The organism is Massilioclostridium coli (assembly GCF_900095865.1).
GTDB lineage: Bacteria > Bacillota > Clostridia > Oscillospirales > Ruminococcaceae > Massilioclostridium > Massilioclostridium facile.
In genome coordinates, this window is the sequence record NZ_FMIZ01000007.1 from 138,648 (window position 1) to 153,585 (window position 14,938).

At 38.7% G+C, this 14,938-nt stretch carries 13 protein-coding genes, 5 tRNA genes and 1 other annotated feature; of the genes, 11 read left to right on the forward strand and 7 right to left on the reverse strand.

Translation table 11 applies throughout. From position 1 onward, the window contains the following. Positions 1-39 precede the first annotated feature (39 nt). Positions 40-720, reverse strand: coding sequence for a TIGR00266 family protein (locus BQ2683_RS06110; RefSeq protein WP_069988139.1), 681 nt, complete (start codon positions 718-720; stop codon positions 40-42). A gap of 221 nt (positions 721-941) precedes the next feature. Here BQ2683_RS06110 and BQ2683_RS06115 point away from each other — a divergent pair, with 221 nt between their 5' ends. From BQ2683_RS06115 to BQ2683_RS06125, 3 genes are all read left to right on the forward strand, one after another. Continuing rightward, complete coding sequence (locus BQ2683_RS06115) at positions 942-1,649, forward strand: NAD-dependent protein deacylase (RefSeq protein ID WP_069988140.1); 708 nt, start codon at positions 942-944, stop codon at positions 1,647-1,649. A 20-nt stretch (positions 1,650-1,669) separates the two neighbouring features. Further along, positions 1,670-2,026 carry an arsenate reductase family protein gene (locus BQ2683_RS06120; protein WP_069988141.1) on the forward strand — a complete coding sequence of 119 codons (357 nt, stop codon included), beginning with the start codon at positions 1,670-1,672 and terminating at the stop codon, positions 2,024-2,026. Between the two features lie 232 nt (positions 2,027-2,258). After that, a complete protein-coding gene (locus BQ2683_RS06125) occupies positions 2,259-2,927 on the forward strand; it encodes a nucleotidyltransferase domain-containing protein (RefSeq protein ID WP_069988142.1) in 669 nt (222 codons plus the stop codon). A gap of 223 nt (positions 2,928-3,150) precedes the next feature. Here BQ2683_RS06125 and BQ2683_RS06130 read toward each other — a convergent pair whose 3' ends face one another. From BQ2683_RS06130 to tyrS, 5 genes are all read right to left on the reverse strand, one after another. Beyond that, positions 3,151-3,483, reverse strand: a complete 333-nt coding sequence (locus BQ2683_RS06130; RefSeq protein ID WP_069988143.1) for a DUF3784 domain-containing protein — start codon at positions 3,481-3,483, stop codon at positions 3,151-3,153. Positions 3,484-3,494: 11 nt separating this feature from the next. Further along, positions 3,495-5,018: an ATP-binding protein gene (locus tag BQ2683_RS06135; protein ID WP_069988144.1), complete on the reverse strand. Its 1,524-nt coding sequence runs from the start codon at positions 5,016-5,018 to the stop codon at positions 3,495-3,497. Next, complete coding sequence (locus BQ2683_RS06140) at positions 5,008-6,321, reverse strand: vWA domain-containing protein (RefSeq protein WP_083256402.1); 1,314 nt, start codon at positions 6,319-6,321, stop codon at positions 5,008-5,010. The genes BQ2683_RS06135 and BQ2683_RS06140 overlap by 11 nt, the downstream gene beginning before the upstream one ends. A gap of 30 nt (positions 6,322-6,351) precedes the next feature. After that, entirely contained in the window at positions 6,352-7,350 is a 999-nt protein-coding gene (locus BQ2683_RS06145; RefSeq protein WP_069988146.1) for a leucine-rich repeat domain-containing protein, read from the reverse strand. Between the two features lie 132 nt (positions 7,351-7,482). Beyond that, entirely contained in the window at positions 7,483-8,709 is a 1,227-nt protein-coding gene (gene tyrS, locus BQ2683_RS06150) for a tyrosine--tRNA ligase (protein ID WP_069988147.1), read from the reverse strand. A 78-nt stretch (positions 8,710-8,787) separates the two neighbouring features. Next, positions 8,788-9,035: a binding site (T-box leader), on the reverse strand. A gap of 140 nt (positions 9,036-9,175) precedes the next feature. On the opposite strand from tyrS, the gene BQ2683_RS06155 reads away from it, so the two are divergent. The 8 genes from BQ2683_RS06155 (at position 9,176) to BQ2683_RS06190 (ending at position 12,557) form a co-directional block, all read left to right on the forward strand. Beyond that, positions 9,176-10,027 (forward strand): sigma-E processing peptidase SpoIIGA, encoded by an 852-nt coding sequence (locus BQ2683_RS06155; RefSeq protein WP_069988148.1) that lies wholly within the window; start codon positions 9,176-9,178, stop codon positions 10,025-10,027. A 13-nt stretch (positions 10,028-10,040) separates the two neighbouring features. After that, positions 10,041-10,754 (forward strand): RNA polymerase sporulation sigma factor SigE, encoded by a 714-nt coding sequence (gene sigE, locus BQ2683_RS06160; RefSeq protein ID WP_069988149.1) that lies wholly within the window; start codon positions 10,041-10,043, stop codon positions 10,752-10,754. A gap of 150 nt (positions 10,755-10,904) precedes the next feature. Beyond that, positions 10,905-10,980 (forward strand) — tRNA-Val (locus tag BQ2683_RS06165). Positions 10,981-10,983: 3 nt separating this feature from the next. Continuing rightward, positions 10,984-11,060, forward strand: a tRNA-Asp gene (locus BQ2683_RS06170). A gap of 42 nt (positions 11,061-11,102) precedes the next feature. Then, a tRNA-Phe gene (locus BQ2683_RS06175) sits at positions 11,103-11,178 on the forward strand. A gap of 32 nt (positions 11,179-11,210) precedes the next feature. Next, positions 11,211-11,286, forward strand: a tRNA-Gly gene (locus BQ2683_RS06180). A gap of 81 nt (positions 11,287-11,367) precedes the next feature. Next, positions 11,368-11,443, forward strand: a tRNA-Gly gene (locus BQ2683_RS06185). 280 nt (positions 11,444-11,723) lie between these two features. Continuing rightward, positions 11,724-12,557, forward strand: coding sequence for a GIY-YIG nuclease family protein (locus BQ2683_RS06190; protein WP_069988150.1), 834 nt, complete (start codon positions 11,724-11,726; stop codon positions 12,555-12,557). Positions 12,558-12,844: 287 nt separating this feature from the next. On the opposite strand, the gene BQ2683_RS06195 is transcribed toward BQ2683_RS06190, so the two are convergent. After that, positions 12,845-14,926, reverse strand: a complete 2,082-nt coding sequence (locus tag BQ2683_RS06195) for a glutamine synthetase III family protein (protein WP_069988151.1) — start codon at positions 14,924-14,926, stop codon at positions 12,845-12,847. Between the last annotated feature and the right edge of the window lie 12 nt (positions 14,927-14,938).

Here is a 14,938-nt window from a genome sequence, read left to right on the forward strand (position 1 = left end):
ATACCAAATAGGGCATATTAACTACAGGTTCCAATAGTTTTAACTGTTGGATGGGAAAAATGGACGTAAAACAGCAGCCATTTGATTGATAGGCATTGTTTGTAAAATAATTGTACCAGGTCCGGTTACAACAGTGTTAAAGATACCTTCCCCACCAAACAGCATATTTTTTACACCAGGAACTTTTTGTACATCAATGGTACAGGTTTCACTCATTGCGGCTAGATATCCGGTGTCTACAATCATACTTTGCCCAGGTTGTAATAGGTATTCCATGGCGTATCCGTCAATTTCAATAAATGCTGTGCCCTGACCTGATAAACGTTGCATAATAAAACCTTCTCCACCAAAGAATCCTCCACCAATTTTTTTTTGGAAAGCAATAGAAAGCTGTACGCCTGATTCTGCTGCCAAAAATGCGGATTTTTGTACAATCATTCCTTGATTGGCAGAAATATTGATTGCGCGCATAGAACCAGGAAAACTGGATGCGAACGCGATCATTCCTTGGCCATTTTGTGCGGTATAACGGTTTAAAAACAGTGATTCTCCGGACATCATACGGCTAAATACTTTTCCTACTCCTCCTCCAGATGTGGTTTCCATTTTCATATTTGGTGTCATCCAAGACATAGCGCCGCTTTCGGTAATCATGGTTTCCCCGTTTTCCAGAGTACAAACAACAACTGGCATGGGGGTGCCTTCAATTTTATATTGCATGATGTAATCCTCCTTTTTTATTTGTTATTATAGAGGTTATTTGATTATAGGTCAATTGATTTTCATATTATTTTACGAATTCCATAAATATAATTTATATTTTTATGAAAAACAGATAGATTGGGTTGATTAATGATGTTAAACATGGAAAAGATTTGCGAATTATTTGGAATCATGATACAATAAAAATGGTTATAATATCATGCAAAGAAGGGGTATCAATGATTGACCAATTAAAGCAGTGGGTACAACAAAGCGACAATATCGTGTTTTTTGGAGGTGCTGGAGTTTCTACCGAAAGTGGAATACCGGATTTTCGCAGTACCGATGGTTTATACTATCAAGAATATCAATATCCTCCAGAAACGATTTTAAGCCATACGTTTTATGAGGAAAATCCATTGGAATTTTTTCGGTTTTACCGCAATAAATTAATCTATCCAGATGCCAAACCAAACGCAGCCCATAATAAACTGGCGGAATGGGAAAAACAAGGAAAATTAAAAGCGGTTATTACCCAAAATATTGACGGTCTGCATCAGATGGCAGGCAGTAAAGAAGTGTTGGAACTGCATGGTTCCATCCATCGGAATTATTGTGAGTCTTGCGGAAAATTTTATCGTTTACAAGAAATTATGGATTGTGACGGTATCCCAACATGTTCTTGTGGGGGACGGATTAAACCGGATGTTGTACTGTACGAGGAAGGGCTGGATAGCAATATTTTAAGCCGTTCTTTAAATTATATCCGCCATGCGGATGTATTGATTGTCGCTGGAACTTCATTGGCTGTTTATCCAGCAGCGGGTTTATTGCAGTATTATACTGGAAATCATCTAGTATTAATCAATAAAACGCCAACCCCTTATGATGCCAATGCAGATTTATTAATTCAGGGGAAAATAGGGGAAGTACTCTCCCAATTATAAGTTTGAAAGGAATGTATATTATGTCAATTTTATTTTTGGAATATCCGAAGTGTTCTACCTGCCAAAAAGCGAAAAAATGGCTAGATGAAAACGGAATACAATATCAGGACCGCCATATTGTAGAACAGAACCCTACAGTGGCGGAATTAACCCAATGGTATCAAAAAAGCGGATTGCCATTAAAACGGTTTTTTAATACCAGCGGGATGCTATATAAAGAATTAAAATTAAAAGATAAACTGCCTACTATGACAGAACAGGAACAATTAGAATTATTAGCCACCAATGGGATGTTGGTAAAGCGCCCGTTGGTTATCTCTGATACTGTAATTTGTCCAGGGTTTAAACAGGATGTTTGGGAACAGTTGAAAGATTAATGGATTTAGAAATACACAATTGGCTATTTTTGTTTGTCAGAATTGGAACAGACAAAAATAGCCTTTTTTGATTGGTTAGGAAAATTAGTGGTATTTTCGGTAGGATATCTCGTTATAGGCTTTCATTTTATGTGATGTAAGACCAGTGAAATAAAGTGAATACATCATGAGATACTTGATAAAAAATTCTAAGAGAATTGTTTTTTAAATTATGAATATAGGAGGAAATAACATGGTAAACATTGATGATTATATGCAGAGGCTACAGCTAGTGTTACAACAGGTATTTGGCAATCGATTATTGTATTTAGGGCTACAAGGAAGTTATCGTAGAGGGGAAGAAACGCCAACAAGCGATATTGATGCTATGGTAATATTGGATTATTTTACGATACAGGACATGGATCTGTATCGAAAGACTGTTACCAATTTAACTCCAGAGGAACAAACTTGTGGGTTTATCTGTGGAAAACAGGAATTGCTTCACTGGAATCCAGGAGAAATCTGCCAGTTGATCCACGAAACCAAAGATTATTACGGAAATTTAAAGGATTTTGTGCCAGAATACACCTTACAGGATGTGAAAAACCATATCAAAGTGAATGTGGGAAACCTGTACCATGGGCTCTGTCATGAATTCATCCACTCCTCCCAAGGGGTAGAAAAAGAACAGTTGCAATTTGCATATAAATCTATTTTTTATCTTTTACAAAACCTACATTTTATCCGGACTGGAAAATTTATCTTAAAAAAACAGGATTTGGCTTCCTATTTGGAAGGATTGGATCTACAGGTTTTGCAAACAGCAGAATCGGTGAAAATCAAAGAGTTTAATGGCCAACATGCTTTTCAATTGCTGTTTGGTTGGTGCCAACAAGTATTACATACAATTGATTGTTAATATGAAAATTTTGTAGTTCTAAATGGTACATTTTTCTTCAATATTGGGGAATCAACATAACAATGGCAGGAAAACAATCTGACATGTAAACGAAAACATCCAAATATTTGCAGGATTTATGTTGGCAAAGAAATAATAGAATAAAATACAAAAAAGCTCGTACAACTATTTGTACGAACTTTTTTATTTTATTATCTTTTGTTAATTTAGCCTGATAGAATAATTATTTTCTTTTAAAACGAATTAGCTTGCTATTGTATTTGATAATAAAAAATAAAATGAGAACTACTCCAACCACAATCATAGCAACGCCAATGTAATATCCAATATCAGGGCGGAAGATTAAATTGAGTATGGGTATTAGAAAAACACCTATCCCAACAAACATACCACCCATACCAATTCTTTTGGTATAAGATTTTGTATCTTTTGGATCAAGGTTTCTATAATGATAACTATGAATGAGTGAAAAATTTCCTTTGCAACCCACTTGATAGGAGATGAAAATCAAAAATAATCCTAAAATGATTTCCGTAATGATTTCTTGTAATTCCATAATAACCCTTTTTAATCGAAATCTTTCCTTGTAAGCTGGGTAAGTTCTTGGATTTCTTCCAGCACTTCTTTTTGCCTATCTTGGAATAACAATCCTTTATTATACATATAGTATCGGTCACATCCGTGTTCATTGATAAACTTCATGCTGAAATAATTCGCGGTTAATTCTGTGATAAAAATCACCATTTCCTGGCTGTTACCAAAGGATGCTTCCATAAAATCAAAGGCATAGTCCAACATCATTGCAGCAGTTTGAATCAATTGTTTCCGTTTTTCCGGTTGTTGCTGGAATTGGTTTTTCACCAGTTCAAACGCATCTTGCCCTTCCAAGGATTCTTGTTTTAACTGTAAAACATATTTCTCCAATATTTGGAGAACCTTTTGTCCGGTTTGCAGCTGTAGTTGATCCAATTGCCCTGCTTGTTTTTTCTGTTCTAAAGTATCCCGATATCCCTGAATAAGTTCAACTAGGCTTTGGATAGCAGGATAGGTTTGTAATTTAGTCTTCCAGGATTTTAACTGTTCAAACAGCTGAGTGGTCAATAAATCTTGTAATTCTACTTGTTGGAATTGTTGAGATAATTTGCTGAGCAATAAACCAATAACACTAAGACGTTCATCGAACTGGGATGATTTTAGTTTGGAGATCGCCCGTTCTGAAATCATACCGGATAAAATCGCCTCAATTTGATAGTCAGTTTGATATTTGTAATAAAGCTCCAGATAGTTAGCAAAGTCTTTTGCGATAGCAGGGAACTGAATATACTGAATAATTAAATCTTGGTCAACTGGTAGTCCCAAAATTTCGTATGTCTGGATGATTTGGGATAAGTCTTCCCACCCACGGGCTGTGGCAAATAATTTTCCATCTACCGTGGTTTGAATCCGATAAAAGTTTTCCTTTTTAATTTCCAGATAAGAAATAATGGCACCATGTAGATTATTCTGATAGGCATATTCTTTCCAAACAGAAAAATCTTCCTGTACATCAATCTTTTTAACGCGGTCTAGAGTAACAATATCGAATTCTTTCACCGATTTATTGTATTCAGGAGGGTTACCAGCTGCCGCTATGATCCATCCTTCCGGAACACGATGGCTGCCAAAAGTCTTTTGCTGTAAGAATTGCAGCATGGTGGGAGCTAATGTTTCGGATACACAGTTGATCTCATCAATAAACAAGATGCCTTCTTTCAGCCCTGTCTGTTCCATTTTCTCGTAAATCGAAGCAATGATTTCACTCATGGTATATTCTGTAACAGCATACTCTGTTCCACCATAATTTTTATGCTGAATAAAAGGCAATCCTACAGCGCTTTGGCGGGTGTGATGGGTAATGGTATAGGCGACCAGAGCCACACCACATTCCCTTGCCACTTGTTCCATAATCTGTGTTTTTCCAATACCAGGAGGGCCCATTACGAGAACAGGACGCTGCCGGATCGAAGGGATACGGTAATTTCCCAGTTCATCTTTTGCCAGATATGCCTGGATAGACCGTTTAATTTCCTGTTTGGCTTGTTTAATGTTCATTCTGTTCCTCCAAATCTTCTGGTTGTAATACCAATTGAATCGCCCAAGGCGGCAAATCAAATTGGTTTCCTTCCTGTTCCATAAACAAAAAAGCTGTTTGGTAGCGGGGAGCTTTGGTGGGAAAAATACCACATCCATCGGTAAAGTATAACAATCCCCGCAAATGATGAAATTTCCCTTCTGATAAGAGCTGGTCCACATAAGTAAATACCGGGCGGAAATCGGTCCCACCATTTCCAATGAGCTGAAAATGGTCCATATATTCCACCAACTGCCGCTCATTTTCAATCAATTGGTCGGATTGGATCTGCTCATCACATTGGATAATATGGATATTTACCTTTTTGAAGAAGCTGTCATTGGATTTTAAAATAGAGTAAGTTTCCTTTAAAAATGCCTGAACCAACTCCCCAGAACAGGACATAGATGTATCAATCGCGATGACAAAATCCTCTACTTTTTTCACTTCTTTTACTTCCTGTGGTTCAATCAATGGCATGTTACCATAAAGTTCCAACCCATAAGTGTAGAAAGTATAGTCAAACGTATCTGGGTCCAGTTGGACTTCTTCCCCCAGTACAGCGAATTTTCGTAAAAATTCCCGATAATCGTACTTTTGACGGTTTTCTACCTTGACCTGCTCCAAAAGTTCACCGGACTGTGAAGCGGCGTCCCGGGAAAAGGTTTCCATATTGGTTTGTGTTTTTTCGCTGATGTCCTTCCACTTTTGCTCTAAGCTCTCTATTTGTGGTTGGTTTTCTTTTGGAGAAGGCCATAAGGTATGGTCATCCACTGTAAATTCTGTTACCAGACGCTGCAACGCTGTTTGAGAAAGGGACATCCGTAACAACGCACGGTAAATCCCTTCTGCAGTCAACACCTTTAACTGTTGGTTTAGCTGCCGATAGATCTCCTTTTTCAGAGCGGAAGAAGCCATTCGAATACAGCGATGATACATGCTATCAATTACCGATTCAATGGCGATATCACAGGAAAGATGCCATAGGGTCAAATCGGTTTTTGGAGTCTTGGTCAGATGGCGAAACAGACAGTGGAGCATACTGTGTAGATAAGCTCGATTGATCCAAATCCTACTTTTCTGGAATTGTTCGGTGAGGAAAAATGGGTTGTAATAAAGGGAATATCCATCCGTCCCAATAAAATCAGTTTTTAGGCTGATTTGATATCCAAAACTGCTCAATGCCAGATCAAAAAAACGCATGGCTAAATAAAGTTCATTCCGGGAAGTGTTGAGAATTTGACCGCATACCTGTTCATACCGCTGGGTAATCTCTTCTGACATCATATCCTCCTTCCCGCAATAAAATTTTGCTTATAGTTCAAATGATTTTTCCTGTTTTTGAAAATGGGTGTGTCGGTAATCCATTAAAAAGCTAAGGATTTCTCCTCGTTGGGATTTGTTTGCAAGGGTGATGGCATAATCAACATCCTCTGGCCCCATTAGATGATTCTGTACCATAAATTCAATACATTCTGCCCAATCGTTTTGGATAGCAAGCTGGCAGATAAAACGGTTGTGCTCTTTTAAATATTGCATATATTGTTCCTGTGCGGATTCGCTGAGCTGATAAGGATAACGGATACGTTCCATCGCAATTTTTGCTACCGTTTTTTCGTTGTCCTCAGCCTTTGCTACAGGCAACAGGCTGTCATATTCCCGGTAGTTGATACTTCCATCCAAAAAGCATTGACGATAACGATATCCGGAACCTCTTGCGAACCACTCAAAAATCCTGGCTGGAGCGTTTTCAATGGTTTCCTCAAAATATTGAGGAAAGGTGAGTTTTGCCTGCCGCGGTACACCATACATTCCATTGTTATAATGGAGAAGGACATCCACTTCATGTTGGATATCTGTGATAATACTTTTTAGGCAGGTTTCCTGTCCGTTGATGTTGGTCAGTTCAATGGTAGTAAGGGATTCACAATTTTGGAAGGCACCCCCTCCAATTTCCTGCATATTTCCCGGCATGGAAACATACTGTAAATTGATACAGTTAAAAAAAGCATAGTCTCCAATTTGGGTAATGGTTTCAGGCAATTGGATTGAGGTAAGGTTTTTTCCGCATAGAGGAAGGGCGGATTCTTGAAATCCTAATTCCCCAGATAGTTGAATTAACTGGAGTTCCCCAGTTGCTTTGGAAAGCCCTTCCGGAGAGGAAAAAGCATAAGCGCCGATTTTGGTTACTGGCATCCCTTGGATTTGATTTGGTAAAACAATATCCGTTTGGTCTGTTAAACATTGGTGGATGGTTACTGTTCCTTGTTGAACAGAATAATAAATTGTCATTCCCATAGAGCTTTGTTTCATAAATGCACTCCTTCTACTACCATTTACAATAAGATTTCTCTTTTCTCAATAAAAATGTATGAATTACAAATAAAAATTTAAAATACAAAACAGCAAAAACGCCTGCAAGTAAAACGCAGACGTTTTTAAACATTAAGCTTTGATTGCTTTATGGAATACTTTTTTCCCTTTTTTGATGATGACATAACCTTTTTCAAAGTTGGAAGCATCCAATTTTGCAGTTGGGTCGGTAATTTTTTCATCGTCAATGGAAATACCGCCTTGTTGTGTGAGCCGGCGCGCTTCCCCTTTGGAAGGGCAAAGTTTTGTAGCAACCAATAAATCCAATAAACCAATGGTGCCATCTTGGAACGCGTCCGCACTTAATTCTGTGCTTGGCATATTTTCATCCTGTGCATTTGCACTAAACAAGTTGCGGGAAGTTTCCAGTGCTTTGGTAGCTTCTTCTTCCCCGTGAACCAGTTTGGTTACTTCGTAAGCCAGAATTTCTTTTGCTTTATTTAACTGGCTACCTTCCCAGCTTTCCATTGCCTCAATTTCTTCGATTGGAAGGAAAGTAATCAGCTTCAGGCAGTTAATCACATCGTCGTCGCTGACGTTTCTCCAATACTGGAAGAATTCGTATGGTGGACATTTTTCAGGGTCAAGCCATAAGGCGCCTTTTTGGGTTTTGCCCATTTTTTTGCCTTCTTTTGTGGTTAACAGGGTAAAGGTCATCCCGTATACTTCTTCCCCTTTAACACGGCGCACCAAATCGATACCACCTAGGATATTGGACCATTGGTCGTCGCCGCCCAATTCCATTTTACATCCGGTTGTGTTATACAGATGAAGGAAGTCATAGCTTTGCATCAACATGTAGTTGAATTCTAAAAAGCTTAATCCCACTGCCAAACGGCTTTTTACACATTCCGCTGTCAACATTTTGTTAACGGAGAAATGCCGTCCAACATCGCGTAAAAAGTCAATATAATTTAGGTTTAAGAGCCAATCGCCATTTTTCAGCATCAATGCTTTCCCATCAGAAAAATCAATGAATTTGGACATCTGCTTTTTAAAGCATTCCGCATTGTGATTGATTTCTTCTACTGTTAACATTTTTCTCATATCAGTACGTCCAGTTGGGTCGCCAATCATAGTAGTACCAGTACCAAGCAAAGCAATTGGACGATGGCCAGCCTGTTGCAGATGGCGCATTACAATCAACTGCAAAAAGTGCCCAACATGCAGGCTGTCCGCAGTAGCGTCAAAACCGATATAAAAGGTAACTTTTTCGTTTTCCAGTAATTCTTTGATTTTTTCTTCATTGGTCATTTGGGCGATTAACCCACGGCGTTTTAATTCTTCAAATACAGTCATATGAATTCTCCTTTTATCAATTTGATACGGAAGGGGAATAGTCAAAAACAAAAAAGCCCTCCGTATCCTGTTACAGATACAGAGGACGAAAATACGATTTTCGTGTTACCACCTCTATTTACAGAACCCTCACGGATTACTGCCTCGGCAGGTCAAAGGACTGATCTGCTACGCAATAACGGGCGTACCCGATGCAGCCTACTAACAAGTTCGGCTACACAACTCCAAGATGTATTCAGCATAAGGCCAGCTGCGTTTTTTCACCACCCAAACGCTCTCTGTGAATCTGGAAAACTTTGCTTACTTGTTCTTTTCTCAGTTATTATTTGTATCCTAACACAAAGTTTTTTCGTTGTCAACCGTTGACGGAAAAAATCTTGTTTTATTCGTCAGAATGAGCCACGAGCGTTTGACAAAATTAAGGCTTGTCCTGGGGGTATACTGGAAATTGGACGAGGTGAACAAAATGCAGGTGATATATTTAGACGTACTTTTAGCGGTAAACTTATTTGTGAATTACTTTTTGCTGTTATCCGTAAAATTATTTTTCCACAGCAAGGTGAAACGTTGGAGGATGATTTCGGCGGCTGTGATTGGCAGCCTGTTTTCCTTGATGATTTTTCTGCCCGATCCAGGATTGTTGCTAACATTCCTCATCAAAGGGATTCTTGGTGTATTATTGGTATGGCTCTGTTTTGGTTACCAACAAAGGGGAATTTTTATTAAAACAGTCTTAGGCTTTTTTGGAGTTAATTTTTTGTATGCTGGTGTAATGATGGCACTCTGGATATTTGTCTGTCCTGTGGGGATGTATTGGAACAACGGTGTGGCGTATTTTCACATTTCCGCATTAGCATTGGTCATTGGAACAATTGTCGCTTATATTGTAGTACGTGTAATCTGTTTTTTATGGAACAAACGGGTACATGCCAAGGAGTTATACCAAATTAAAATTATATGGAATCAAAAAGAAGCCAATTTATCTGCTTTTTATGATACAGGAAATCGGTTAATCGACCCATTTACAGGACATCCTGTCGTAATCTGTGAATATCAGGCAGTTAAAAATCTATTACCCGCTTCCATTCAGCAGGTTTTGGAATCTGGTCAATACATACAATCCACTGAGCTTTTGCAGGCGGTAAAATTCCATCTGATTCCATTCCAGACAGTAGGAGGAGAAAGCTTTATAGTAGGGTTTGCCCCCGACCAGTTTTATTTAGAAGAAAAACCGGTGAGCGGTTTTATGATAGGGATTACTGTGAATCATCTTTCCCATGGAGAGTTTCAAGCAGTCCTCCCAGCAAAATTCAATTAAGGAGTGAAAGGTTATGTTTTTAAAATGGCTATGGAAAAAACGGAATCAATTATTACGATATTTAGGGCTAGTGGATCCTGTCCATTACATCAATGGTGCGGATACCTTACCGCCCCCTTTAGATAAGGAACAGGAACAGATTGTGTTTCGAAAATTATCGGAAAATGACCCTTGGGCAAGGGAACAGTTGATTGTACATAATTTAAGGCTGGTTGTTTATATCGCAAAAAAATTTGAATCCACTGGAATTGGCATTGAGGATTTAATTTCGATTGGGACGATTGGGCTAATCAAAGCGGTAAACACATTTTCCCCTGAAAAAAATATTAAGCTAGCTACCTATGCTTCTCGCTGCATTGAAAATGAAATTTTGATGTATTTAAGGAAAACCAATCCTTTAAAAAATGAAGTTTCGATTGACGAGCCATTAAAAATTGATTGGGATGGAAACGAACTGTTGTTGTCCGATGTGTTGGGGACAGAAAATGATTGTGTGAATAAAGGAATTGAAGAACGGGTAGAGCGGGATTTAGTAGTAGATTGTATTAATAAGTTAGGAGATAGGGAACGGGAAATTATGCAGCTGAGGTTTGGCATGGTGGATGGAAACGAATATACCCAAAAGGAAGTGGCAGATAAAATTGGAATTTCCCAATCCTATATTTCCAGGCTGGAGAAAAAGATTATCACAAGGTTGAAAAAAGAGATAGAACGGGTTAATATCTAATAAAATTGCTTTGTCGTTTTGGATGAAAAATTGCTGTTTAAAAAAATCGAAAAAAATAAAAATAAAATGAAAAAAAGTGTTGACAAATAAAAAGTGGTCTGGTATAATAATATTCGTCGCTTGAGGGAACACCCCGGACGGCGGATAAATGGGAGCATAGCTCAGCTGGGAGAGCATCTGCCTTACAAGCAGAGGGTCATAGGTTCGAGCCCTATTGTTCCCACCATACGGCCCGTTAGTTCAGTTGGTTAGAACGCTTGCCTGTCACGCAAGAGGTCGTCAGTTCGAGTCTGATACGGGTCGCCAACCAGTTGTCTGAAAGAGATTGATTACAAGGGCGACTGAAATGCCTCTGTAGCTCAGTCGGTAGAGCAGAGGACTGAAAATCCTCGTGTCGATGGTTCGATTCCGTCCGGAGGCACCAAAAGACCTTTTCTGAAAAGAGAAGGCAAACATGCGGGTTTAGCTCATCTGGTAGAGCGCCACCTTGCCAAGGTGGAGGTAGCGAGTTCGAGCCTCGTAACCCGCTCCATTTCTTATCCAAAGTTAAAAGGTTTAACTTTGGATTTTTTATTTGTTATGATCGATTTTCATGTAGTATAAGATAGCATTTGCGGGTTTAGCTCATCTGGTAGAGCGCCACCTTGCCAAGGTGGAGGTAGCGAGTTCGAGCCTCGTAACCCGCTCCAAATGGTTTGCCTTATCCTTTTTAAATAAAGGGTAAGGCTTTTTCATTAGGGAACTTTTATAGAAGGATATGATAAGATACTAATTTTTAAGATGATTGATCATAAAATATCTGCTATTAAAATTTATCTATGTAAAGAAAAGTATAGATAAATATTTTACAGATGTTGTAATTCTATAGGAAGTTCAATCTGATAAAGATAAATTTCCTTCTCTATGATTTTATTGGAATATCTGTTATAATATTTGTAGAATAGAATGAATGCACTGGGGGAGTATATTGTGGCTTATGGAAAGACAATAGAATTATTCCTTGTCAATGGAACAGCGGATAGTTTAACAACAGCGGAATTGTCCAACTGGAATGGAAAAGCAATTAAAATCCCAAGAACTGAAGTAGCAGAATGTGAACGGGAGGATATTCAAGGAGTAGGGGTATATTTTTTGTTCTGCCAAGAAGATGATGGGACAGATTCTGTTTATATTGGGGAAGCTGAAAATGTTTTAATAAGATTAAAACAGCATTTGAGTGATTTTAAGGCGGGAAAAGAAAAATATTATTGGAATACAGCTGTTGCATTCCTCGGTAGGGATTTAAACAAAGCATTAGGGCGTTATTTAGAGGATCAATTGTTTCACATTGCGAAAAAATGCAATCGCTATAAAATACTTACAAAGGCAACTTATAATACAACCATTAAGGAATCTCAACGTGCATCAATGGAAGAATTTATGGATAACATAAAGATTTTGCTGAACGCATTGGGATATAAAGTATTAACACCAGTACCGCAAGCCACTAGTACAACTACATATTTATATTGTAAAAGCTCAGATGCCTCGGCAAAAGGTTTTATTAGTATTGGTGGATTTACTGTATTAAAAGGGTCCACAATTTCCGACCGTATGGCTCCATCCTTTCCAACAGGGGCGAAAAGTTATTATAATCTGAGGAATCAATTGATAGCTGATGGGATTATTATCAATGGTGTTTTTGAGCAGGATTATGAGTTTAATGCCCCATCCGCTGCCTCTGCGGTTGTTTTAGGACGTGCCTCTAATGGAAAATTGTATTGGAAAACAGAGGATGGAAAAACACTAAAAGAAATACTTTAAATGCTCAAGACCGCTTGGTTGATACACAGCCCCTAAAAGAGGATATTATCGGCTTAATTCCTATGGGGATTGAATTATATTATGCACTGCCACCTGTAAACGGGTTTAAAATAGTACTATTTTATTTATATAACCTTTTACTTTTTTAGTTCCTATAAAGCTCGCTGTTATGATTGTTGCACGACTCTTTTTCTTCCCTTGATAAAACAGGGAGATTAGATACCATTGAAAAAAAGCTGATTCTTAGATAAGAATCAGCTTTTCTTTTTGCTGCATTTTACATTTTGTTATACTCGATACAATAAATCGGTATAGGTTGGCATTGGCCAGTATTCAGAAGAAGTAATCGTTTCCATTGCATCAACACAATTCCGCAAGCTCTCCATTTGTGGAATGACCTTATCACGATAGTTTACTGCTGTCTGCCATAAATCGTTTGTATGAGCAGCGTTTACTTCTTGTTCCAGGATTTCCATAATATCATGGACACAGTCAATCATAGAGGATAATTGGTTAACCAGTTTTAACATTGCTTTATTCTCTACGCCACTGCTGGTCACTTCATTATAAGAAGCGGAAATATCACCGACATATTTTATAGCGGCAGGAAGAATCTGACGTTTTGTCATCTCTAACATGGTATTTGCTTCGATGCTGATTGTTTTGATATAGTTTTCCAGCATGATTTCATAACGGGATTCACATTCCTTTGGAGTAAAAATACCATAACGTTGGAACAGTTCGATACTTTTATCCATGATAAACGCCTTTGCTGCATCTACAGAATTTGAAATGTTTGGTAAGCCACGGCGTTCTGCTTCTTCCACCCATTTCTCAGAATAACCGTTCCCGTTAAAGATTACTTTGCCATGGTGGTACATAGTTTCATGCACAATCAGGCGGACATCACGGTCAAAATCATCGGTGCTTTCCAAAATATCGGCAAAGGTTTCCAAGGATTCTGCCATAATGGTATTCAATACCCAGTTAGAAGAAGCAATAGAGGCAGAGGAACCAACCATACGGAATTCAAATTTGTTTCCAGTAAACGCAAATGGGGAAGTTCTGTTCCGGTCACTATCATCTTTTGGTAAGTTTGGCAGGATGGTTACTTTTGTGTTGAGTACTCCATTAGAAGATTTTTCTTCTGCTACACCATCCGCAATATGCTGTAATGTTGCGGTTAAATGTTCTCCTAAAAATATGGATATAATTGCTGGTGGAGCTTCGTTTGCCCCCAAACGGTGGTCGTTTCCAGGAGAGGCAGCAGTTAAACGGAGTAATTCTGGATATTTATCAATCGAACGGATAACAGCACACAGAAAAATCAAAAACTGCATGTTTTCATATGGGGTTTTTCCTGGATCCAACAAGTTGATGCCATCATCGGTGGATAAAGACCAGTTGTTGTGTTTACCAGAGCCATTGATGTGTTCAAATGGTTTTTCATGCAGCAAGCATGCTAGACCGTTCTGTTTTGCGACAGAACGCATTAATTCCATGGTTAACTGGTTATGGTCGGTTGCCACATTGGCGGAATCAAATACAGGCGCCATTTCATGTTGTGCCGGCGCTACTTCATTGTGTTTTGTTTTGGAGTTAATCCCATATTGCCAAAGCTGGTCATCCAGCTGGCGCATATAATCCGCAATCCGTAAACGGATACGGCCACAGTAGTGGTCATCCATCTCTTGGCCTTTTGGCGGTTTTGCACCAAACAAGGTGCGTCCACAGATTTTTAAATCCAAACGATCTTCATAATTTTTTCGGTCAACTAAAAAATATTCCTGTTCTGCCCCTACGGTTGGGATAACACGGGTAGAAGTATGGTTGCCAAAAAGTTTTAAAACACGCAATGCTTGGGTATTTACTACTTCCATGGAACGAAGCAATGGGGTTTTGGTATCCAATGCCTCTCCAGTATAAGAACAGAACGCGGTTGGAATATATAAAGTACCTTCTTTGATAAAAGCAGGGGAACTGCAATCCCAAATGGTATATCCTCTTGCTTCAAAGGTATTTCTTAACCCTCCGTTTGGAAAGGAAGAAGCGTCCGGTTCTCCTTTAATCAGTTCTTTTCCGGAAAACTCTAAAATAATTGAACCATCTCCTTGAGGAGATAAAAAGCTATCATGCTTACCGGCAGTAATCCCAGTCATTGGCTGGAACCAATGGGTAAAATGGGTTGCCCCATTTTCCACTGCCCAATCTTTCATGGCAGACGCCACAATACTTGCGATTTCTGGATCAAGGGAACGTCCGTGATCCATGGACGCTTTTAAGCTTTTATAGGTTTCTTTTGGCAGGCGTTCTTTCATCACACGTTGGTCGAACACCTTACATCCAAACTTTTGTGCGAAACTTTTCATAGTGTAATCCTC

Coding starts and splice junctions, on each gene's coding strand:
- BQ2683_RS06110 (WP_069988139.1), bottom strand. CDS start 720: ATGCAATATAAAATTGAAGGCACCCCCATGCCAGTTGTTGTTTGTACT.
- BQ2683_RS06115 (WP_069988140.1), top strand. CDS start 942: ATGATTGACCAATTAAAGCAGTGGGTACAACAAAGCGACAATATCGTG.
- BQ2683_RS06120 (WP_069988141.1), top strand. CDS start 1,670: ATGTCAATTTTATTTTTGGAATATCCGAAGTGTTCTACCTGCCAAAAA.
- BQ2683_RS06125 (WP_069988142.1), top strand. CDS start 2,259: ATGGTAAACATTGATGATTATATGCAGAGGCTACAGCTAGTGTTACAA.
- BQ2683_RS06130 (WP_069988143.1), bottom strand. CDS start 3,483: ATGGAATTACAAGAAATCATTACGGAAATCATTTTAGGATTATTTTTG.
- BQ2683_RS06135 (WP_069988144.1), bottom strand. CDS start 5,018: ATGAACATTAAACAAGCCAAACAGGAAATTAAACGGTCTATCCAGGCA.
- BQ2683_RS06140 (WP_083256402.1), bottom strand. CDS start 6,321: ATGTCAGAAGAGATTACCCAGCGGTATGAACAGGTATGCGGTCAAATT.
- BQ2683_RS06145 (WP_069988146.1), bottom strand. CDS start 7,350: ATGAAACAAAGCTCTATGGGAATGACAATTTATTATTCTGTTCAACAA.
- tyrS (WP_069988147.1), bottom strand. CDS start 8,709: ATGACTGTATTTGAAGAATTAAAACGCCGTGGGTTAATCGCCCAAATG.
- BQ2683_RS06155 (WP_069988148.1), top strand. CDS start 9,176: ATGCAGGTGATATATTTAGACGTACTTTTAGCGGTAAACTTATTTGTG.
- sigE (WP_069988149.1), top strand. CDS start 10,041: ATGTTTTTAAAATGGCTATGGAAAAAACGGAATCAATTATTACGATAT.
- BQ2683_RS06195 (WP_069988151.1), bottom strand. CDS start 14,926: ATGAAAAGTTTCGCACAAAAGTTTGGATGTAAGGTGTTCGACCAACGT.